The organism is Occultella gossypii (assembly GCF_019947135.1).
GTDB classification, from domain to species: domain Bacteria; phylum Actinomycetota; class Actinomycetes; order Actinomycetales; family Beutenbergiaceae; genus Occultella; species Occultella gossypii.
Map to the genome: position 1 here is coordinate 84,046 of NZ_JAGSHT010000005.1, position 20,036 is coordinate 104,081.

At 69.4% G+C, this 20,036-nt stretch carries 19 protein-coding genes; 15 read left to right on the forward strand and 4 right to left on the reverse strand.

Annotated features, from left to right (window positions below; all coding sequences use genetic code 11):
- Positions 1–65 precede the first annotated feature (65 nt).
- Positions 66–1,478 carry an FAD-dependent oxidoreductase gene (locus KCQ71_RS05185; protein ID WP_223403564.1) on the reverse strand — a complete coding sequence of 471 codons (1,413 nt, stop codon included), beginning with the start codon at positions 1,476–1,478 and terminating at the stop codon, positions 66–68.
- Between the two features lie 197 nt (positions 1,479–1,675).
- Between KCQ71_RS05185 and KCQ71_RS05190 the strand changes: the two genes are divergently transcribed.
- Positions 1,676–2,704: a LacI family DNA-binding transcriptional regulator gene (locus KCQ71_RS05190; protein ID WP_223403566.1), complete on the forward strand. Its 1,029-nt coding sequence runs from the start codon at positions 1,676–1,678 to the stop codon at positions 2,702–2,704.
- A gap of 102 nt (positions 2,705–2,806) precedes the next feature.
- Here KCQ71_RS05190 and KCQ71_RS05195 read toward each other — a convergent pair whose 3' ends face one another.
- Entirely contained in the window at positions 2,807–3,199 is a 393-nt protein-coding gene (locus tag KCQ71_RS05195; RefSeq protein ID WP_223403567.1) for a hypothetical protein, read from the reverse strand.
- Positions 3,200–3,278: 79 nt separating this feature from the next.
- The gene (locus tag KCQ71_RS05200; RefSeq protein ID WP_223403569.1) at positions 3,279–3,917 is read right to left on the reverse strand and encodes a TM7S3/TM198-like domain-containing protein; all 639 of its coding nucleotides are present in this window, start codon (positions 3,915–3,917) and stop codon (positions 3,279–3,281) included.
- A gap of 177 nt (positions 3,918–4,094) precedes the next feature.
- Here KCQ71_RS05200 and KCQ71_RS05205 point away from each other — a divergent pair, with 177 nt between their 5' ends.
- Positions 4,095–4,676 (forward strand): helix-turn-helix domain-containing protein, encoded by a 582-nt coding sequence (locus tag KCQ71_RS05205; RefSeq protein WP_223403571.1) that lies wholly within the window; start codon positions 4,095–4,097, stop codon positions 4,674–4,676.
- On the opposite strand, the gene KCQ71_RS05210 is transcribed toward KCQ71_RS05205, so the two are convergent.
- Positions 4,657–5,292 carry a DUF1028 domain-containing protein gene (locus KCQ71_RS05210; RefSeq protein WP_223403573.1) on the reverse strand — a complete coding sequence of 212 codons (636 nt, stop codon included), beginning with the start codon at positions 5,290–5,292 and terminating at the stop codon, positions 4,657–4,659. The two genes, KCQ71_RS05205 and KCQ71_RS05210, sit on opposite strands and share 20 nt — an antisense overlap.
- A 107-nt stretch (positions 5,293–5,399) precedes the next feature.
- Here KCQ71_RS05210 and KCQ71_RS05215 point away from each other — a divergent pair, with 107 nt between their 5' ends.
- From KCQ71_RS05215 to KCQ71_RS05275, 13 genes are all read left to right on the forward strand, one after another.
- On the forward strand, positions 5,400–6,941 hold the full coding sequence (locus KCQ71_RS05215) for an ABC transporter substrate-binding protein (protein ID WP_223403575.1): 1,542 nt from the start codon (positions 5,400–5,402) through the stop codon (positions 6,939–6,941).
- Complete coding sequence (locus tag KCQ71_RS05220) at positions 6,938–7,906, forward strand: ABC transporter permease (RefSeq protein WP_223403577.1); 969 nt, start codon at positions 6,938–6,940, stop codon at positions 7,904–7,906. The genes KCQ71_RS05215 and KCQ71_RS05220 overlap by 4 nt, the downstream gene beginning before the upstream one ends.
- A complete protein-coding gene (locus KCQ71_RS05225; RefSeq protein WP_223403579.1) occupies positions 7,903–8,883 on the forward strand; it encodes an ABC transporter permease in 981 nt (326 codons plus the stop codon). The genes KCQ71_RS05220 and KCQ71_RS05225 overlap by 4 nt, the downstream gene beginning before the upstream one ends.
- Positions 8,880–10,481: a dipeptide ABC transporter ATP-binding protein gene (locus KCQ71_RS05230; RefSeq protein WP_223403581.1), complete on the forward strand. Its 1,602-nt coding sequence runs from the start codon at positions 8,880–8,882 to the stop codon at positions 10,479–10,481. Before KCQ71_RS05225 ends, KCQ71_RS05230 begins: the two co-directional genes overlap by 4 nt.
- Before the next feature lie 362 nt (positions 10,482–10,843).
- A complete protein-coding gene (locus KCQ71_RS05235; protein WP_223403583.1) occupies positions 10,844–11,164 on the forward strand; it encodes a hypothetical protein in 321 nt (106 codons plus the stop codon).
- The gene (locus KCQ71_RS05240) at positions 11,140–11,991 is read left to right on the forward strand and encodes an extracellular solute-binding protein (RefSeq protein ID WP_223403585.1); all 852 of its coding nucleotides are present in this window, start codon (positions 11,140–11,142) and stop codon (positions 11,989–11,991) included. Before KCQ71_RS05235 ends, KCQ71_RS05240 begins: the two co-directional genes overlap by 25 nt.
- Before the next feature lie 154 nt (positions 11,992–12,145).
- Positions 12,146–13,990, forward strand: coding sequence for an ABC transporter permease (locus KCQ71_RS05245; protein ID WP_223403587.1), 1,845 nt, complete (start codon positions 12,146–12,148; stop codon positions 13,988–13,990).
- Between the two features lie 67 nt (positions 13,991–14,057).
- The gene (locus tag KCQ71_RS05250) at positions 14,058–14,747 is read left to right on the forward strand and encodes a GntR family transcriptional regulator (RefSeq protein WP_223403589.1); all 690 of its coding nucleotides are present in this window, start codon (positions 14,058–14,060) and stop codon (positions 14,745–14,747) included.
- A gap of 39 nt (positions 14,748–14,786) precedes the next feature.
- Positions 14,787–16,694 (forward strand): glycoside hydrolase family 2 protein, encoded by a 1,908-nt coding sequence (locus KCQ71_RS05255; RefSeq protein WP_223403591.1) that lies wholly within the window; start codon positions 14,787–14,789, stop codon positions 16,692–16,694.
- Positions 16,695–16,978: 284 nt separating this feature from the next.
- Positions 16,979–17,701 carry a helix-turn-helix domain-containing protein gene (locus tag KCQ71_RS05260; protein ID WP_223403593.1) on the forward strand — a complete coding sequence of 241 codons (723 nt, stop codon included), beginning with the start codon at positions 16,979–16,981 and terminating at the stop codon, positions 17,699–17,701.
- A gap of 53 nt (positions 17,702–17,754) precedes the next feature.
- On the forward strand, positions 17,755–18,570 hold the full coding sequence (locus KCQ71_RS05265; protein ID WP_223403595.1) for an alpha/beta fold hydrolase: 816 nt from the start codon (positions 17,755–17,757) through the stop codon (positions 18,568–18,570).
- Between the two features lies 1 nt (position 18,571).
- Positions 18,572–19,468 (forward strand): NmrA family NAD(P)-binding protein, encoded by an 897-nt coding sequence (locus KCQ71_RS05270; RefSeq protein WP_223403597.1) that lies wholly within the window; start codon positions 18,572–18,574, stop codon positions 19,466–19,468.
- 1 nt (position 19,469) lies between these two features.
- Positions 19,470–20,033, forward strand: a complete 564-nt coding sequence (locus KCQ71_RS05275) for a dihydrofolate reductase family protein (RefSeq protein WP_223403599.1) — start codon at positions 19,470–19,472, stop codon at positions 20,031–20,033.
- Positions 20,034–20,036 lie beyond the last annotated feature (3 nt).

The following is a 20,036-nucleotide window of genomic DNA, read 5'->3' on the forward strand; positions in this document are numbered from 1 at the left end:
CGTCGTCTCCTCTCTCGAGCTGCCCAGGGCCTCGTGCCCCGGGCAGCGTGCATTCATCGGTTGATTCAGTGGGTGGTGACGGCGATGGCCGCCGGCCGGACGGTGCCGGGCAGGATGGCGCCGCGGGCGGCGAGTTCCTGCCGCAGTTCGGCGACGTCGACGTCCTTCGGGGTGGTGCCGGCGCGAACGGCCATGGCCGCGGCCAGGCCCGCGGCCTCACCGATCGCCATGCAGGTGCCCATCACCCGGGCCGCCGCGAACACGGTGGAGTCCACCGAGATCGTCCGGCCGCTGAGCAGCAGGCCGTTCACCTGCTGCGGGAGGAGGCTGCCGAACGGGATCCCGAACGGCTCTTCGATCACGCGCAGTTCGATGCCGTCGCCGGTGCCGGAGTGGATGTCGATGTTGTACGCGGAGAGGGCGATGGCCTGCTCCGTGGTGGCCTCGCTGTACAGGGTGTCCATCGTGAGCCGCTGCTCCCCGACGAAGTGCCTGGTCTCCCGGACCCCGAGCGCAGGTGCGATCTGTGCGATCTCCACGTCCTCGAAGCCGGGCATGTTGGCCCGCATGAACTCGACCAGCTCCCACACCTGGGCGTAACCGGTCTCCAGGCCCTTCGACAGCTGGACCGGGTCGGACGCGTCGATCCGGGTCACCCGGGACGTGTTGATCGCCAGCAGCCGCTCGGACGCGGTGCTGATGTAGATGAACTGGTTGCGGGGGATGTTGAACTTCCCCGCCGCCCGGGCGTCCTTGACGTGCTCGGTGAGGCCGATGTAGCAGTGCCCGCGGGTCCGGCGCAGGAAGTCCACGTCGTAGCCCGCGGCGTAGTCCTCCTTGATGCCCATCTCCTCGGGGTTCTCGTCGAGGAAGGCCCAGAACCGCGGCAGGTCGTAGTTGGTGACCGTGAACATCAGGGTGCTCGGCTGCATCGTCTGCGTGCCGTCCTGACCCAGCAGGTGCGGGACCCCGGCGAGGTAGGCGAGGTCGCCGTCGCCGGTGCCGTCGATGAACACCTTCGCATCGATGCGGGTCTTGGCGAGTTTGCCGTACACGGTCACGGACCGCACGGTGTCGGTGTCGTCGACACCCACGTCGAGCAGTTCGTGGTCGAAGAGGATGTCGACGCCGGCCTCCTGGCACATCTGCACCGCGACGATCTTGACGAGGTCGGGGGAGACCGGGGTGATCGAGTTGTGCACCGGGCAGCGGAAGTGCCCCGGCGAGCCATCGATCGCGACCAGGCGGTCGATCAGTTCCTGCGCGATGCCGCCCAGCGCCTTGTTCCCGGACCGGTCGAGGTACCCGAGGACGCCGAGCCCGGAGGCGGCCGCGCCGCCGAGCGCGGACGTCCGCTCGACCAGCACCGTGCGGGCGCCGGACCGAGCCGCGGCGATCGCCGCCGGGAGTCCGCCGGGGCCGCCGCCGATCACAGCGACGTCGTAGGTGACCGCGTTCTCGCGCAGTGTGGGTCTCATGTCTATCTTCCGTTCAAGGCGTTCGGGCAGGGCGAAGCCCCGCCTGGGTGGGCGTGCGACAGCAGCGCAGGATGGCCGTGTCGCCGATCTGCTCCCCGTGCATACGGTGCAGGGAAACCGGCTGAACAATCGATTTCTCAGGAACTTAATGGCATGATGTACCGGTGTCAACTCCACCGCCTCGATATCGTTCCGGCATGTCCGCTGGTGCCCGCCCGACGTTGCGCGACGTCGCCACCCAGGCGGGCGTCTCCCCGGCGATCGCCTCCCGGGTCCTGAACGCCGATCCCACGGTCCGAGTACGCGAGGAGACACGCGAACGGATCCAGGGCGTCGCGAAGGACATGGGTTATGTGCCGCACAGCGTCGCCCGGTCACTGCGGGGTGCACGCACCGGCGCCATCGGGCTGGTCATGCACGGGTTGGACAGCCCGATCAACGTCGATGTGCTCGCCGGGGCGCAGGCCGCCTGCGCGCGAGCCGGCTACGTCACCCTGCTCGCGGACGCGGAGCAGCTCGCCGGGGACCACAGCCAGCTCAGCGCGTTCCTGGCACGGGGCCGCCTCGATGGGGTGATCCTGCACAGCGGCTACGGCGAGGAGGACCGTCTCCTGGAGGCGATCACCAGTTCGGTACCTGCCGTCCTGGTGAACTCCGAGGACGGCCGGCCGGTGCCGACGGTCCGGGTCGACGACGCCGCAGCGGCGCGGCTGGCCACCGAGCACCTCATCGAGCTCGGTCACCGCGAGATCGCCTACATCGCGGGGCCTGAGGGCTCGCAGACCTCGGACCGTCGCGAGGCGGGCTATCGGGACACGCTCGCCCGCCATGACCTCGGCGGCGCGGTCGACGTGGTCCACGCCGGTTGGTCTGCAGGCGCGGGGACGACGGCGGTCCACGAGCTTCTTCGTCGGCCCACCCTTCCGACCGGGTTGGTGGTGGCGAACGCCGTCGCGGCGTCCGGGGTGCTCAGCGCCTTCCGGGACGCCGGGCTCGCGGTGCCCGGGCAAGTCTCGGTGATCACGATCCACGACTCGTGGTTCCTGCAGCATCTGTCCGTCGCGCTGACCGCCGTCCGGCTGCCGCTCCAGGTGCTCGGGGCGACCGCCGCGGACCTGCTGATCGACACGATCGAGGGGCGGAGCCCCGTCCGCGACGTGGCCATCACCGAACCCGCACCGGAGCTGGTCCTGCGAAGGTCCACAGGGCCGACGTCGCGGCGCTGACGCAGCGCCGGGAGAGGTGAGGCGCAGACGGAAGGCAAGCTCCGGCGTCGGGCAGGCAGATGCCTTGCCTCGAGCACCGGAGCTTGCCTCCGACGGGTCTGCCTACTCGAAGAGACGGATCGAGTTGATCGGGGTGAGGTAGACGTCGCGGTAGCTGCCGGCGTACAACTCGGACCCGCACAACGTCCCGTTGGTGGCCGAGCACATGCTGGCCCCGGCGCCGCCGGTCTGGTTGTTGTAGACGCGGTGCACGCCGTACTGGTTGTAGATCTTGTGCGCACCGTAGGAGTAGAAGACGTACGTGGGGTTGCCGCCGTTCCAGTCGGTGCCGGGGTACACGCACACCGCGCCGGACGGGCAGCCGGGGTCCTCGCCGCCGGGCGGGTCGGGCTCGGAAGCCTGGGCGGCGCCGGAGACTCCGGCGACGGCGGTCAGCGCGAGCGCCAGGACCGCGAGCATGCGGAGGCTGCGCTGACGAAGATTGGCCATGGTCATCGGGTGTTGCTCCTCATTGATCGGGTGTTCGGTCGCGACCACCCTGAGGGCGCTGGGTTTCACCCCGCTTACATGGCCCTTACACCGCGCCGGCGGCCGCCCAGGACTGGCGCACCGAGCCGAGCCGGCGTCGCCGGGCGTACCGGAGCTGGACGACGATGCCGACCACGGCAAGCACGAGCTGGCCGAGGTACCACAGCGGCTGGTCGCCGATGCGAAGCTCGGTATCGGCCAGGGTGTTGAGATCAAGGCCGTTGATCAGCAGCAGCAGCCCGGCGACGGCCACGCCGGCGCCGGCGAGAGCGCTGACCACGATGAGCACCAACTCGGGCAGGTTCGTCGCTATCGCGAGCAGTCCCAGCACGATGCCGCCGACGAGCCCGACGACGACGAGCAGCCACGGCTGCGAGACACCGAGCGCCGAGGCGATCGTCTGGCCGAGCACGAACCCCATCGAGGCGAACGCGAGCACGATGGCGACGGCGAAGAAGAAGTAGGCGAGCGCCGCGAACACCACCGCCAGGACGATCGCGGCGATCCAGCCCGCGGCAGTGGCCAGGTATCCCTGATCGGCGAGCGCGGCGACCAGCACTGCGCCGAGTCCGAATCCGATGAAGGCGCCCCAGAGGGCGAGCAGGACCCGCATCGCTCCGCTTCCGCGGAAGCACAACAGCAGGCCGATCACGAGGGCGAGCACACCCACGACGACGTCGGTCATGTGGTCTCCGTCCTTGTCCGAAGGGTGCGGCACCGACTCCGGGGACGGTCCGCACCTCCGATTGTGCCGCGCCGGCCCGGGGAACGGGCAGTGAGCGGTGGGGGAGCCGCAGGAGCCTGCCGCCGAGAACCGTCCCGCGGTCGTCATGGTGGGCGCCGGCACGGCAGGATACGACCCATGACTCTCAGCGACGACGAGCTCGCCGTCAACGCGATCGGGCAGGCCGTGCGGGCCGGACGCAAGCGGCTCGGGCTGTCCGTGCAGCAGTTCGCGGACCGCGCGGACGTGAGCCTTGGCCTGGTCAGCACGCTGGAGCGGGGGCGCGGGAACCCGTCGCTGCATACGCTGCGCCAGCTCGCGGCGGTGCTCGGCGTGGGCGTGGCGGACCTGCTGGAACCGGCGCTGGAGGACGTCGGCGTGGTGCGGGCGGACGAGCGGCACCTGCTCCCGGTGCCCGACGGCGCGGAGCCCCAGCGGGTTGTCCGCGAACTGCTCACCCCGCGCGGCGAGACGCGCCTCCAGGTGATCCGCTCCACCCTGCCGGTCGGATTCTCGAACGAGGCGCAGCCGTTCCGGCACCTGGCCACCGAGTCCATCACGGTGGAGAGCGGACGTCTGCTGCTCGCGCACGGGGACCGACGCGAGACCCTCGAGCCGGGCGACTCGGCCACCTACGGCTGCGAGAAGCCGCACTGGTGGGCGAACGTCGCGGACACGCCCACGGTCGTGATCGGGGCGGTCACGGCGTCGGAGCGGTGACCACCGCCCGCAGCCGCACCAGGTCCGCGAGGCGCGCGAGCGGGTCGGTGTCGTCGTCGACGCGCAGGTCGTAGGTCGGCGCGTCGGCCCCGACCTCGGCGGCGATCAGGGCCGCGCTCTGCCGGCCACGAGCGTCGCCGCCCGCGTCCTGCCCGGCCACGAGCGAACGCAACATCGCCTGCGCGAGCGAGTGGACGCCGTCGGGCTCGGCGGGGTGGCTGAACGAGGCGAGCATCGCCTCGAGCACCTCGGCACCGGTGAGCACATTTCCCAGGGCGACGACGCCGTCGTGCAGCAGGTGCCCACGCCACGCGGTGGTGGCCCGCCCCGTGTGCGCGGCCCCACGCCCGTCCAGCGCGAGCACCGCGGCCTGCCGCAGCTCCGGCTCGTCGTCCCAGTCGCCGACGGCGGCGATCGCCTGCTCGGGGGAGCGTCCGGTCCGCACGGCGTCCAGCAGCAGGGCACGCAGGCGCGGGTTCGTCCACGCCTGGCTGGCGGCCGCGCCGACCGCTGGATCGAGCGCCGGCACGGTCGCGCCGACGGCGAGGGACCGGCTCGCAGTGGCGACGCCGATGGCGGTGCGGTCGCGGTCGAGCGCGATCACCGTGTAGGTCATGGTTTCCCGTGTGTTTCGTTTGGTGACGGTTGTGCCGGCGTCTTGCCTCATTCCGAAGTCTCGCACATACTGATCAAATCATCATTAGAGTGATCGAAGGAGTCCTCATGCGCCGCGCCGCATCCCTGATCGCAGGCCTGGCAAGCCTCGCGCTGTTGGCCGCATGCTCGGCCGGCGAACCCGTCGACCTGGACGACGACTCCGGTACCGGCCCCGGGCAGTCCGCCGGCGAGATCCTGAGCGTCGCGATCGGCGGTGAGCCCGATCAGCTCGACCCGAACAAGACCTCCTCCTACTTCTCCTTCCAGGTCCTCGAGAACGTCTACGACACCCTCGTGGAGACCGACGCGAACCTCGAGATGCAACCCGCCCTCGCGCAGACGTGGGAGACCAGTGACGACCAGCTCACCTGGACCTTCCACCTCCGCGAGGGGGTGACGTTCCACGACGGGTCCGAGTTCACCAGCGAGGACGTGCTCTACAGCTACAACCGCATCATCGACGAGGAACTCTCCAACGCGTGGAAGTTCGCGGCCATCAGCGCCATCCAGGCGCCGGACGAGTACACGGTCGAGATCAGCCTCTCCCAGCCCACCCCGAACCTGTTGTCCAACCTCGGCGGCTTCAAGGGCATGGCCATCGTGAGCCAGGAGAACGTGGAGTCCGGGGAGATCACCACCGCGCCGATCGGCACCGGGCCGTTCTCGATGACCGAGTATGTCTCCGGTGACCACATCAGCCTCACCGCGAACCCCGACTACTGGGGCGGCGCCCCGTCCATCGGCGGCGTGGAGTTCCAGTTCATCTCGGAGCCGTCCACGGCCCTGGCCGCGCTGCGCTCGGGGGAGATCGCCTGGACCGACGTGGTGCCGCCGCAGCAGGTCGAAGAGCTCGAGGGTGACGACGCGGTCGAACTCGGCGTCGCGCCGTCGAGCGACTACTGGTACCTCGCCCTGAACGAGGCCAACGAGCCGTGGAACGACCCGCGGGCCCGGCAGGCGATCGCCTATGCGATCGACCGGGACGCGATCATCCAGGCCGTCAGCTACGGCACCGCCACCGCGAACCAGCTCGCGATCCCCGAGCAGAGCATCTGGTACACCGAGTACGACACCTACGCCACGGACCTCGACCGGGCCCAGGAACTCCTCGACGAGGTCGGCTACAGCGGCGGCACCCTCGACCTGCTCGTCACCACCGACTACCCGGAGACGGTCACGGCCGCGCAGATCATCGCCGCGAACCTGGATCCGCTCGGCATCGAGGTCTCGATCCGGCAGCCGGACTTCTCCACCTGGCTCGACGAACAGAACACCGGCAACTTCGACATGCTCATGATGGGCTGGCTCGGCAACATCGACCCGGACGACTTCTACTACGCCCAGCACCACTCCGCCGGCGCCTCGAACGCGCAGGGCTACGCCAACACCGAGGTGGACGAGCTCCTCGATGCGGGCCGGGTGGAGACCGACCAGGCCGCCCGCGCCGACCTGTACGCCCGCGCCGCGACGATCATCGCCGACGAAGCCAGCTACATCTATCTCTACAACCCTTCGGTGACCCAGGCGTGGAGCCCGGACCTGACCGGCTACGAGGTGCTGCCGGACCGGGCCATCCGGTTCCGTTCCGTGGAGCTCGCAGCGTCGTGAGGTCGGGCTCGCCCCGGGCGCTCGTGGTCTTCCTGGGCGGGCGGCTGCTGTATTCGGCGGTCGTCCTGTTCGGGGTGCTCGTGCTGACGTTCGCGATCGTGCAACTGGTGCCCGGTGACCCGATCCGGCTCGCGCTGGGCACCCGGTTCAACCAGGAGGCCTACGACGCGCTCCGGGCCGCCAGCGGGCTCGACCGGCCCCTGTCCGAACAGTTCTTCTCCTACGTCACCGGCGCGCTCACCGGGGACCTCGGAGTGAGCTTCCGCAGCGGGCAGCCGGTCACTTTGCTCCTGCTCGAGCGGCTGCCCGCGACGATCTCACTCGCCGTGGTCGGGCTGCTGATCGCGCTGCTGATCTCCGTGCCCGCCGGGATCTGGGCGGGCCTGCGGGAGGGCCGCCTGGCCGACGGCATCGTGCGGGTCACGTCCCAGTTCGGCGTGTCCATCCCCGACTTCTGGATGGGACTGTTGCTGATCACCCTGTTCGCCGGGGTGCTCGGCTGGCTGCCCTCCAGCGGGTACGCCCCGCTTGCCGAGGACCCGGCCGGGTGGGCCCGGCGGGTGATCCTGCCCGCCCTCACCGTCGGGCTCGTGGCCGCCGCGATCCTGACCCGCTACATCCGCGCCGCCGTGCTCGAGGTGGCGCATGCCGGCTTCGTGCGGACCGCGCGCTCGAAGGGGCTCGCGCCGAGCGTGGTCACCGGGCGCCACATCGTGCGCAACGCGCTCGTGCCGGTGCTGACCATCGTCGGGATCCAGCTCGCCACGATCCTGTCCGGCGTGATCGTGGTGGAGGTCGTCTTCGCCTGGCCCGGGCTCGGCCGGCTCGTCTACGACGCCGTGGCCGCCCGCGACTACGCCCTCATCCAGGGCGCGGTGCTGCTGATCGCGGTTCTGTTCCTGTTCGTGAACCTGATCGTGGACGTGCTGTCCGCGATCGTCGATCCGCGGATCCGGCTCTCATGAGCAACGAGCAACGCCCGACGGCGGAGCCTGGGTCGGGTGGGGTGGGACCCATTGGTGGGGTGGACCGTCTGGGTGGACCCGGCCGTGCCGGGCCGGCCGGGCTGGACGGCTCCGCGCCCGAGCGCCGAGTCGCCTCGTGGCGGCTGCTCGCGGCCAACCCGGTCACCGTCGCGGCGGCGGTGGTGCTCGCGGTCGTGGCGTTCGTCGCGCTGTTCGCCCCGTGGCTCGCGCCGTACGGGGTGAACGAGGTGGACGTCGCCGGTGCGCTGCAGTCGCCGAGCTGGGCGCACCCGTTCGGCACCGACGACCTCGGCCGCGACATCCTGTCCCGGGTGATGCTCGCCGCCGGCACCTCGCTGCAGGTCGCCGTCGTCTCCGTGACCTTCGCGTTCTGCATCGGCGTGCCGGTCGGGATCATCTCCGGCTACGTCGGCGGCTGGCTCGACACCGTCTCGATGCGCGTGGTGGACGTCATGTTCGCGTTCCCGGTGCTGCTCCTCGCGCTCGCCATCGTGGCCATCCTGCAGCCCGGCATCGCGACCACGATGCTGGCCATCGGGATCGTCTACACGCCGATCTTCGCCCGGGTGGCCCGGGCCTCGACGCTCTCGGTGCGCACCGAGCCGTACGTGCAGGTGGCCCAGACCATGGGCACCCCGTGGTCGCGCATCTTGCGCCGGCACGTGCTGCCGAACATCACCGGGCCGCTGATCGTGCAGACGTCGCTGTCGCTGGCGTTCGCGATCCTGTCCGAGGCGGCGTTGTCCTTCCTCGGCCTGGGCATCCAGCCGCCGCAGCCGTCCTGGGGCGGCATGCTGTTCGCCGCCCAGGGGTTCGTCACCCAGGCGTGGTGGATGAGCGTGTTCCCGGGCCTGGCGATCTTCGTGACCGTGCTCGCGTTCAATCTGCTCGGCGACGGCCTCCGGGACGTCCTCGACCCCAAGCAGCGCACCCGGATGGAGGCCCGGCACCGATGAACGTCCTCGAGGTCGCCGACCTGCACGTGTCCATCGGCCGCACCGACATCGTCCGCGGTGTGTCCTTCGCGCTGGAGCCGGAGCAGACCCTCGGGATCGTGGGGGAGTCCGGCTCCGGCAAGTCCATGACCGTGCTCGCCGCCACCGGGCTGCTCGATGCCCCCGGTGCCCGGGTCAGCGGCTCCTCGTTCCTGCACGACGAGCGGCTCGGCGACTCCCAACTCATCGGGCAGACCCCGAAGGCGCTGCGCCGGGTGCACGGGGATGCGATCGGGTTCGTGTTCCAGGACCCGTCCACCTCGCTGAACCCGCTGCTCACCCTCGAGCGGCAGATCACCGAGTCCCTCGAGGCCCATCGCAACATGACCCGCCGCGCGGCCCGCGTCCGCGCGCTCGACCTGCTCACCGCCGTCGGGATCCCCAGTCCTGAGAACCGGCTCGACGCCTACCCGCACCAGCTCTCCGGCGGGCAGCGCCAGCGCGTCATGATCGCGATCGCCCTCGCGTGCGACCCCGCCCTGCTGATCGCCGACGAGCCGACCACGGCCCTGGATGTGACCACGCAGGCACAGATCATCAGCCTGGTCCGGGACCTGCAGGAACAGCGCGGTACCGCCGTGGTCTGGATCAGTCACGACCTCGGTGTGATCGGGCAGGTGGCCGACTCCTGCCTCGTGCTGCAGGAGGGCCGGGTGGTCGAGCACCGGCCGATCGTGGACCTCGTGGACGCGCCGGCGCACCCGTACACGCAGGTGCTGCTCGCGGCCCGGCCGCGGCTGGGCGGCTCGCCCCCGCCGCCGGTGGACGACTCCGGGGCGGTGCTGCTGGACGTGGCGAACCTGGACGTGCGGTTCCCCGTCTCCACGCCCACGGGCCGCACCCACGTGCACGCCGTGCAGGACGTCTCGTTCCAGGTCCGGCGCGGCACCACGCTCGGGCTGGTGGGGGAGTCAGGCTCCGGCAAGTCCACGATCGCGAACGCCCTCACCGGGCTGGTGCGGGCGAACGGGGACGCCTGGCTGGACGGGCAGGTGCTGCTCGGCAAGGTGCCGCGGGACCGACGGCGGCGCCTCGCCATGGTCTTCCAGGATCCGTTCTCCTCGCTCGACCCGCGTATCAGCGCCGGCGGCGCCGTCGCCGAGCCGTTGCGGGTGCACCGGCTGCGGCCCGGCCGGCACCGCGAGCGGGTGGCCGAACTGTTCGACCTGGTGCGCCTGCCCGGGGCGTTCGCGTCCCGGTTCCCGCACGAGCTCTCCGGCGGCCAGCGCCAGCGGGTCTCGATCGCGCGCGCCCTCGCGCTCGAGCCGGACCTGCTCATCCTCGACGAGGCCACCGCATCCCTGGACGCCTCGATCCAGGCGCAGGTCCTTCAGCTGCTGCGCGACCTCCAGCAGGAACTGGCCCTGACCTATCTGTTCATCGCCCACGACCTGGCGATCGTGCAGGACATGAGCCACGACGTGCTGGTCATGCGCGAGGGCGTCGCCGTCGAGTACCGGCCCGCCGCGGACCTCTTCGCCGACCCGCGCGAGCAGTACACGCAGCGGCTGCTTGCGGCGATCCCGCCGGAGCGGCCACGGGCGGCGCTGGAGCGGTAAGGTCCGGTCCGGTTCGGTGGCAGACACAGCGGTGCTCACCGCCGCTGTGTCTGCCGCGGCGTGCCGCCACGACGCCCAAGAGAAGCGCTGTTGCAAGTCTGTTAACAAAAAATATTTGTGCGATCGACAGTTAATCTCTAACCTGTGGACTGTGGCGGCAGCCAGCCCGTCGTACGGATGTGATCGAAGGAGATGACCTGAGCAGGTTCCACAGCTCTGGAGTGCAGTCGCGATGGGCCAACCCAGGTGTATCGCGTCGAGGGTTCCTCGGACTAGGTGGTGCTGCCGCTGCAGGGACGTTGCTCGCCGGTTGCGGCGGCGGCAGCGGTGGTGGCGGCGGTGAAGCGGATGACGACACGTTGGTGATCTCGTCATCGGGCCTGTCCGCCGAGTCGCTGGAGTTCCTCCAGGAGTACGTCGGCGACAAGATCGGGATGAAGCTCGAGCTGCTGACCCTCCAGGACGAGACCTACGCCTCGCAGCTCGCCACGGTCCAGCAGGCGGGCAATGGCCCCGACCTCGTGCAGTGGACCTCCGAGGGCATGCACTACCTGCGGGCCAGTGGCATCAACCTGGCACCTCTCGACGACTACGTGACGGACGACATGCGCGCGGCGGGGTATGACGCCGACTTCGCCTCGGGACGTCCGAGGGCAGCGTGTATGCGCTGGCGTCCGGGGTGAACTGCCGCGCGATCGTGTACCGCAGGGACTGGGCCGAGACGCCGGTCGAGGGCTGGGGCGTCCAGGAGTTCGGCGAGTGGGCCGCCTCGATGGTGGGCCCCAACCGCTACGCCTTCGGATTCGAGGCGAAGACCGGCGATGGCCGTGGCTCCTCGAACGTCCTGCCGATGTTGTGGTCGGCCGGCGGCAATACGGTCGTCGGTGAGCCCGGCGCGTTCGAGCTCGGATTCGACGCCGAGGTCCTCACCACGATGTACCAGTTCTACTACGACATGGTGCACACCTACGGGGCGACGACGACCGACGTGGCCACGTGGGGCTGGGAGGAGACCGACGGCGGCTTCTCCGAGGGCATCCTCGGTGCCTATTCGGTCGGGCCATGGATCAAGTCCGTCGCCGAGCAGTACCCGGAGGTGCACGAGAACATCGGGGTGGCGCCGTTGCCGAACCTCGGTACTCCGAGCACGTTCTGGGAGTGCTCGTCCTACATGATCCACGCCGACTCCAAGAAGCAGGAGAAGGCCTGGGAGTTCCTCCTCGTCCGGGGCGAGGAATACCAGAGCGAGGTGACCGTGGCTCGGGGCGGTCTGAGTCCGCTCAAGGCGCTCAACCAGGGAACCATCGAGAGCGACCCGGAGTATCTCGGCGTGTTCGCGCAGCAGTTGGAGATCGCTGGAGAGCCTGCGCCCGTTCCGGCGCAGCCGTTCATGAACAACCTGTTCTACCCGGCCATGCAGGAGCTCGTGCTGCGCGGCACCGACCCGGCGGAGATGGCCGAGACCACGATGACGCAGGCGGAGGCCGTCCTTGCGGAGGTGAACGGCTGAGATGGCAGCGGCTGGTGGGGTCCGAAGCTCGGTCCCGGATACCTCGATCGACACAGCGGATCCCGCCGGCCGGGCATCCGACGCCAGGTCACGGCGTCGGGCCCCGGGCCCGGCCGGAACGGGCGGCACGGTGGTGACCAGGAAGCGCAAGGGGATGCGGCGATCGTCGCTCGTCTACGCCGCCTTCCTGGTGCCGGCGGTGCTGCTCGTGCTCGGCCTGGTCGCCTACCCCCTGATCTACAGCTTCGTGATCTCGATGCACAGCGGGAGCACCTTCAACATCGAGAACAGCGAGTACGTCGGCTTCGCGAACTACAAGGCATTCTTCGCCGACCCGAACGCCCTCCTGTACACGAGGAACTCATTCATCCGTGGCTTCGGCGGGGTGATCCCGAGCTACATCATCGGGTTCCTCGCTGCCTTGGCACTCAACCGCGCCACCCGGGGCATGCGCGGTCTCCAGGTCGTGGTGCTGCTGCCGTTCGTGATCTCGGGCCCGATCGCGATCAACACCTGGAAGCTGGTGTTCGACCCGATCACCGGGGTCCCGGCCGCGCTCGGACTGGACTGGGGCAACCTGTTCGCGAACGAGCAGACGGTCTGGCCCACGCTGTTGTTCATGAACGCGTGGGGGTCGTTCCAGTTCTACTCGATCCTGTTGCTGGCGGGACTGCAGCGGATCCCCACCGAGCAGTACGAGGCGGTCGAGGTCGACGGCGGTGGCCGGCTCGCGAAGTTCCGCAACGTCACGATGCCTGCCCTGCTGCCGATCAGCGCCGCCATCTGCGTCTTCCACTTCATGGGCAGCTTCCAGGAGTTCAACCTCATCTATCTGGCCACCGGCGGTGGCCCACTCAACGCCACCCAGACCCTCGCGACGTACGCCTACCAGCTCGGCTTCGGTGGCGGCTTCAGCGTGGGCCTGGCCGCGGCCACCACCTTCATCGCCGCCGTCATCATGGCGTTGACCATCGGCATCATGGGCCTGGTGGGCTGGCTCGTGATCCGGGCCGTCGGCGTCGCCCGGGTGAAGGCACGTGTCACGGCGGTGGCGTCGAAGGCAGGGGACTCGTTCGATCTCCTCCTGGCCCCGGTCACCCGGCGTCGTGCGTTCGGGTCGGCGAAGCTGCGCCCCAAGCGGAACCGGGTGATCCCGGTGGCCGCGCTGGCCTTCGCGATCTTCTCCTCGATCCCGACGCTCTACCTGCTCAGCCAGTCGTTCGACGGCCGGCCACCCGGGCCCGGCACGGCACGCATCTTCCCGGCGGAGTTCACCCTCGACAACTGGATCTCGGTGTTGACGAGTGACGCGATCTGGCGCGGTACCGCAACGGCGCCGGCGCTGATCAGGAACTTCGGCAACAGCGTCCTGCTGGTGATCGTCGTGACGACGGGCTCGGTGCTGGTGGCCTCGCTCGGCGGTTACGCGCTGGCGCGCTGGCGGGGCTCGGTCGGCAGGCTCGTCGTCAACGGGTTCTCCGGGCTGCTGCTGTTCGTGCAGATGATTCCGGGCATGATCCTGATCTTCCCGCTGTACCTGATGGCTGCGAAGTTCGGACTGCTCAACCCCGCCGGCCTGATGATCATTCTGATCGCCGGGGGACTACCGATGGCGCTGTTGTACTTCCGCGTCTACTTCGCCGGGTCCTCGCGGGAGATCGAGGAGGCAGCGGCGATCGACGGCGCCGGCGCGCTCCGGACGTTCTTCACCATCGTGGTTCCGAACGCGGCCAGTGCGATCGCCGCGATCGCCGCGTTCTCGCTGATCGGCACGTGGAACGAGTTCCTGCTCTCGCTGACCCTCGTCCAGGACCCGGCGTCGCGGACGTTCCCGCCGGCGATCGCACAGTTCATGCGCGGCAACGAGTTCATGCAGAACACACCGCCGGGCGGCATCGCGGTGCTGCTGCTCATTCCGATCATCATCTCGGCGGTCCTGCTCGCGCTCATGCTGAAACAGTTCACCACCGCGATGGCCGGCGGCGGAACGAAGGGGTGAGGTCCATGGGTTCCGGCGGAATGCGTAGCGTACGCCCTACACTGATCGATGTGCGAAGGATGAATCGATGACGCCAGGGGACAGCACAGTGACGTTCGGCCCAGCTCAGCGACGAGTGCTCGCCGACGACGTCACCGACCAGTTGCGCGCAGCCATCGTCTCCGGCTCGCTGCCGCCGGGCGAGCGGTTGCGTGAGGACGAACTCGCCACGCAGATGAGCGTGAGCCGAGGGCCGATCCGCGAGGCGTTCGTCAAACTCGAACGCGAGGGCCTGATCGTCATCGAGCGCTACAAGGGCGCCCGGGTGGTCGAGCTCTACCGAGACGACATCGACCAGATCTTCAGCCTCCGCACGGTACTGGAGGCGCTCGGTGCCGAGTGGGCCTGCCAGCACGCGACCGAGGCGGACATCGAGGAACTCGGACGGGTGCTGGACCGGTTCCTCGAGGCGACCCCGGACACCCTGACGCCGGAACTCATCGCCGAGCTGGACATCGCCTTCCACGACGGCATCATGCAGGCGTCGCGGCACGATCGGTTGATCCGTGCCTGGGACGGACTCAAGGCCCAGATCTCGTCATTCCTGATCACGCGCCTGGCGCTTCGCAAGGACTACGGCGAGAGCTGGGAGCCGGACCACCGGGAACTGCTCGGCCACATCGCGAACAAGAGGGTGGACGAAGCGGTCGCGCACATCCGGGGGCACGTCAATGCCTCCTACCAGCGCGTCGTCGACGCCATGGAGAACCGGGACTGACCCGTCGCACCCTGCTGAGCCCCCTCGCTTGGAGCATGCATGGAACCGGCAGCAACGTCGGCCTGCCCAACCACCCAGGAACTTGGTGGCGCATGGTCGCTCGCCATGGATCCGGACGACGCCGGACGAGCCTCGGGCTGGGCCACTTCGCCCGACCGCGCCGCCCGCTCGGCACCGGTACCCGGCGCGATCCAGCAGGTCTTTCCGGACCAGCACGGGATCGCCTGGTACTGGCACCGGTTCGTCGCGGAGGTGTCGGCCGATCCTGACCGACAGCTGTTTCTCGAGTTCGAGTTCGTGGACTACCGAGCCGACGTCTGGCTCAACGGGACACCGCTCGGCACGCATGACGGCGGGGAGCTGCCTTTCCACTTCGAGGTCACGCATCTGGTGAAGCGCGCCGAGGAGAACCTGGTCGCGGTGCGGGTCGTGAACCCCTCCGACGAACCCGTGGACGGGCTTGTCATCGGCGAGATCCCCCACCGCAACAAGGTGCCACGTGGGGTGCGTTCGGGCTGGCAGTACAACTACGGCGGCATCTTCCGGCCGGTTCGGCTCACCTCCGTCCCGCGGCTGCGCATCACCGATCTCGTGGCCAGCCCGCGATGGCCCTCCGGCGACCTGCCGGTGACGGTCACCGTGTGCAACGACACGGGTGTGTCCAGGACGGGAACTCTGACGGTGTTGGTGAGCCACGGCGCCGGCGGCGAGCCGGTCACGGAGGCAACCGCTGAGGGCGAGTTCCGGCCGGGCGAATCGGAGCATCGGCTGGCTCTGTCAGTCACTGCCCCGAGATCCTGGAGTCCCGAGGACCCCACGCTGTACCGCCTCGACGCCACCGTGCGCGCCGGCGATGTCCCGGACGCGTCCGAGCATCGTCTCTCGGTCCGCTGCGGCTTCCGGGACTTCCGGGTGGAGCGTGGCTTCTTCCGCCTGAACGGTCGCCGCGTGCTGGTGCGTTCGACCCACTCGGGCAATCAGTTCCCGGCGGGTGCCATCACGCCACAGGACCCCGACCTGATGCGCCGGGACTTCGTGCTCGCGAAGGCGGCCGGGTTCAACATGGTGCGTTTCATCGCCGGCCTACCGTTCCAGGAGCAACTGGACTTCTGCGACGAGATCGGCCTCATGGTCTACGACGAGTGCGCCGCCGCGTGGTGCCTCGAGGATTCCCCGCGGATGGCCGAGCGGTTCGACGCCGCGACCCTCGGCATGGTGCGCCGCGACCGCAACCATCCGAGCGTCGTCATCTGGGGCCTGCTCAACGAGACGCGGGACGGCGCCGTCTGCCGACATGCGGCCGACCTGCTGTCTCGCCTGCGCGAGGTCGACGACGATCGCCTCGTGCTGCTGGGCAGCGGTCGCTGGGACGCTCAACTCGACACCGGTTCGGTGAGCAACCCCGGATCGCGCGAGTGGCAGTTCGAGTGGGGTGCCGAGGAACCCGGAGTGCCTCCCGCGGGCGGACTCATCCCGGACGCCCACGCCCGTGGCCTGCCCGGCGGATACGTCGAGGGCATGGGAGACGTCCACCTCTACCCGGTTGAACCGCGCACTGCTGCCGAGAGCGAGCGGATCCGGACGATCGGTGCCGGTACCAAGCCGGTGTTCGTCTCCGAGTTCGGCGTGGGAAGCCTGCTGGACGTGTGGACCCTGACCCGACGCTACGAGCAGGAGGGCTGGCCCGAGGATCTGCCGGACGGTGCCTTCTTCCGCGGGCTCGCCGAGCGGCTCGAGTCGGACTGGGAGCGCCTCGGGCTCGCGGGCATCCACGCCACGCCCGAGGAGTTCTTCAGGGACAGTCATCTCAAGCAGTCGAGGCAGCGAGCGCACTCCTTCAGTGAGCTCCGTGCCAATCCGAACCTGTGCGGCTACAGCCTCACCGGCATGCTCGATCACGGCGAGGCCGAACGCGGTGCGGCGGATTCTCACGATGATCCTCCTTGAGCGATTGGTGGACGTTCTACGCTCGCGCGTCCGAGCACCGGCCAGGTACCGCGAGCCGCGACACTTCGGCTACGTCGTGTGACGTACATCGATGCGGCCAGGTCGAGAAACCGCACGGTTGCGGCACTACCGAGGAGAGGCTGATCGCGGGACGATCACCTGGTGCAGTCGGTACGTCGGTCGACGTAGCGACGCTTACGTTCATCGGCCGACGCGAGCCCGCCGACCGGCTCATATCGTCAACGGATCTTCGCTAACTCCGCGCTCCTGTCGAAAGGTGTGGCATGTCGATCGAGAGCGTTCACCGTGGTTCGGACTCGCCCTATGTGGACCGGGTCTGGCGCGGCCGCACCTACGGCGCCGGGACCATGACCTCGGTCGCGACGTCGACCTGGGAACTGGTGTTCTGGGAGGACGAAGGCGTCGCCCATGCCGCGGTCCGGGGACCGGAGACGACGGCCTCCACGGTACCGATCACCGGTGACTCGGAGGCGTTCGGTATCACGTTCGCGCACGGAACGTCCATGCCGCACCTGCCGAACGCCGGCCTCGTCGACAGCGAGTTGGAGAGCCCGCGCGTCACCGGGCGTACGTTCGAGCTGCGGGACGAGCAGTGGGAGATCCCCGACCTCGATGACGCGGAACTCCTGGTCCGCAAGCTCGTCGACGCCGGCGTGCTCGTCCGAGACCCGCTGGTTGACGAGGTGGTGTGGGGCGGCATCGCGAAGGTGGGCTCGCGGTCGGTGCAACGGCGAGTGGCCGCGGCGACCGGCCTCACCCAGGGCGCGATCCGACAGATCCACCGGGCGCGGGAAGCGGCGGTGCTGCTCGGTGAAGGCGCCGCACCACTCGACGCCGTACACAGGCTCGGCTACTACGACCAGCCACATCTGGCGCGGTCGCTCCAGCGGTTCATCGGCCGCACCGCGACACAGCTCCAGCGGCGCGACGACGCCGCCGAGCCGATGTCGCTCCTGTACAAGCCAGGCGACCCGGTCAATTCCTAACGTCATCTCATCGCGGTGATCGACACCGCATCCGAGAATGAGGAGAAACGTCAATGTCCGACGGCACTGTCACCTCGGTCGACGGCACCACCATCGCCTACACGGCGTGGGGTGACGGCGACCCGATCGTCATCATCGACGGCGCGACCGCGTACCGCGCCAGTACCCCCGAGAACGCGCGGACGGCGGACCTGCTCGCCGACGAGTTCCTCGTCATCAACTACGACCGCCGCGGACGCGGCGAGAGCGGCGACAACCTGCCCTACGCCGTCGGGCGTGAGTTCGAGGACCTGGCCGCGATCATCGACCAGGCCGGCCACGGCGGTCCGGCGACGGTGTTCGGCTGGTCCTCCGGAGGGAACCTTGCCCTGAACGCCGCCCAGGCCGGCGTCCCGATCGCGCGGCTGGCCGTGTTCGAGGCGAACGCCGTGACCGACGACTCGCGTCCGCCGCTGCCTCACGACTACGTCGAGCAACTCGAGGCGGCCGTGGCCGCGGGCCGGCCGGGCGATGCCGTCGCCCTGTTCATGACCGCCGCCGTCATGATGCCGGAGGAGATGGTGGCCGGGATGCGGGGCGAGGACTTCTGGCCCGGCCTCGAGGCGATCGCCCCGACGATCGCCTACGACGGCCGCCAGGTCGGCGACGCGATGTCCGGCAGGCCGTTGCGGGCCGACCTCTGGGACCGGGTGGAGGTACCCGTGCTGGCCATGCACGGCATCGACACCTGGCCGTTCCTCGCCGATGCGGCACGGGCCATCGCCGGGCACCTGCCGACCGCGACCCTCAAGCCGGTACCCGGTGAGGAGCACAGCACCACCCCCGAGGTGCTCGCTGACGCCCTGCGCACCTTCATCAGGGAGAACTGACGTGGGCAGAATCGTCGTCGCAGGAGCAACCGGCCGCGTCGGATCCGCCACGGCACGAAGCCTGCTCGCCGCGGGTGCGGACGTTCGAGTCCTGGTTCGCCGTCAGGCCGATGCCCATGCCTGGGAGGCACGGAGGTCCGAGGCGCGTGTGGTCGCGCTCGACGACCGGGCCGGACTCGGCGAAGCGCTCGAAGGCTGCACCGGGTTCTTCGTGCTGTTGCCGTTCGACCTCACCGTCGATGACCTCGACGCGCACGCCGACAGGTTGATCGGCTCGATCGCGGGTGCGGTCGCCGACCGACAGGTTCCGCACGTGGTCATGCTCTCCTCCGGCGGGGCCGATCTGGCCGAAGGAACTGGGCCCATCACCGGACTGCACCGGTTGGAGCAGGCGCTACTGGCCACCGGAACGACCCTGACGGCACTGCGCTCGGGCCACTTCCAGGAGAAGGTCACCGACCTGGTCGAGGTCGCACGCGAGAGCGGTGTCTACCCGGTGTTCGCGGCCTCCGCCGACGTTCCGCAGCCGATGGTCGCCACCGAGGACCTCGGGGCCGTCGCCGCCGACGCTCTCCTCTCGCCCCCCGCCGCCAGTGAAGCGGTCGACATCATCGGGCCTGCGTACTCCGAGAGGGCGGTCGCCGTCGCGCTCGGTGACGCGCTCGGCCGGCAACTCCATGTCGCCACGCTTCCCGACGAGGCATGGGCCGGTGCGCTGGAGGACGCGGGCTTCCGCCCGCACATCGCAACGAGCGTCGCCGAGCTCTACCGCGCCGACGAGCAGGGGCTGCTGGCGCCGCGCGGCGACCGGAGCATCCACGTGCACACCAGCTTCGACGTCACCCTCGACCGGCTTCTCGACGTGGTGGGTTCCGGCAACCGGATCAAGGAGAACTGACATGGGCAAGATCGTGATCACAGAGTTCATCTCCATCGACGGCGTCGTGGAGGCGCCGGGTGGCGAGGACTTCAAGTACCCGGACTGGAGCTTCGAGGTCGACCGCGGACCCGACGGCGAGCGGTTCAAGGAGGTCGAAGCGCTCCGATCCGCGGCACTGCTCCTCGGCCGCAAGACCTACGAGGGGTTCGCCGAGGCCTGGCCACAGTACGAAGGTGAGCTCGCCGACAAGTACAACAGCATGCCGAAGTACGTCGTCTCGCGCACGCTCGCCGACCCGAAGTGGACCAACACCACCGTGCTCTCCGGAGACCTCGTGGAGGACGTGTCCCGACTCAAGAGCGAGGTCGACGGCGAGATCTCCGTCGCCGGGAGCATCCAGCTCGCCCAGGGCCTCCTCGCGCACGACCTGGTGGACGAGATCCACCTGATGGTCTCTCCCGTCATCCTCGGGTACGGCCGGAGCCTGTGGGCGCAGACACCCGACAGGAGCACCTGGACGCTGACCGAGGCGACGACGTACGGCGACGGCGTGCTGGTCACCATCCACCAGCGCACCAGGTGAGCG

Bases quoted from the DNA above. Each gene is read 5' to 3' on its own strand.
- KCQ71_RS05230 (WP_223403581.1), top strand. From the start codon at position 8,880: ATGAACGTCCTCGAGGTCGCCGACCTGCACGTGTCCATCGGCCGCACC.
- KCQ71_RS05185 (WP_223403564.1), bottom strand. From the start codon at position 1,478: ATGAGACCCACACTGCGCGAGAACGCGGTCACCTACGACGTCGCTGTG.
- KCQ71_RS05275 (WP_223403599.1), top strand. From the start codon at position 19,470: ATGGGCAAGATCGTGATCACAGAGTTCATCTCCATCGACGGCGTCGTG.
- KCQ71_RS05265 (WP_223403595.1), top strand. From the start codon at position 17,755: ATGTCCGACGGCACTGTCACCTCGGTCGACGGCACCACCATCGCCTAC.
- KCQ71_RS05215 (WP_223403575.1), top strand. From the start codon at position 5,400: ATGCGCCGCGCCGCATCCCTGATCGCAGGCCTGGCAAGCCTCGCGCTG.
- KCQ71_RS05245 (WP_223403587.1), top strand. From the start codon at position 12,146: ATGCGGCGATCGTCGCTCGTCTACGCCGCCTTCCTGGTGCCGGCGGTG.
- KCQ71_RS05260 (WP_223403593.1), top strand. From the start codon at position 16,979: ATGTCGATCGAGAGCGTTCACCGTGGTTCGGACTCGCCCTATGTGGAC.
- KCQ71_RS05200 (WP_223403569.1), bottom strand. From the start codon at position 3,917: ATGACCGACGTCGTCGTGGGTGTGCTCGCCCTCGTGATCGGCCTGCTG.
- KCQ71_RS05255 (WP_223403591.1), top strand. From the start codon at position 14,787: ATGGAACCGGCAGCAACGTCGGCCTGCCCAACCACCCAGGAACTTGGT.
- KCQ71_RS05250 (WP_223403589.1), top strand. From the start codon at position 14,058: ATGACGCCAGGGGACAGCACAGTGACGTTCGGCCCAGCTCAGCGACGA.
- KCQ71_RS05190 (WP_223403566.1), top strand. From the start codon at position 1,676: ATGTCCGCTGGTGCCCGCCCGACGTTGCGCGACGTCGCCACCCAGGCG.
- KCQ71_RS05225 (WP_223403579.1), top strand. From the start codon at position 7,903: ATGAGCAACGAGCAACGCCCGACGGCGGAGCCTGGGTCGGGTGGGGTG.
- KCQ71_RS05205 (WP_223403571.1), top strand. From the start codon at position 4,095: ATGACTCTCAGCGACGACGAGCTCGCCGTCAACGCGATCGGGCAGGCC.
- KCQ71_RS05210 (WP_223403573.1), bottom strand. From the start codon at position 5,292: ATGACCTACACGGTGATCGCGCTCGACCGCGACCGCACCGCCATCGGC.
- KCQ71_RS05195 (WP_223403567.1), bottom strand. From the start codon at position 3,199: ATGACCATGGCCAATCTTCGTCAGCGCAGCCTCCGCATGCTCGCGGTC.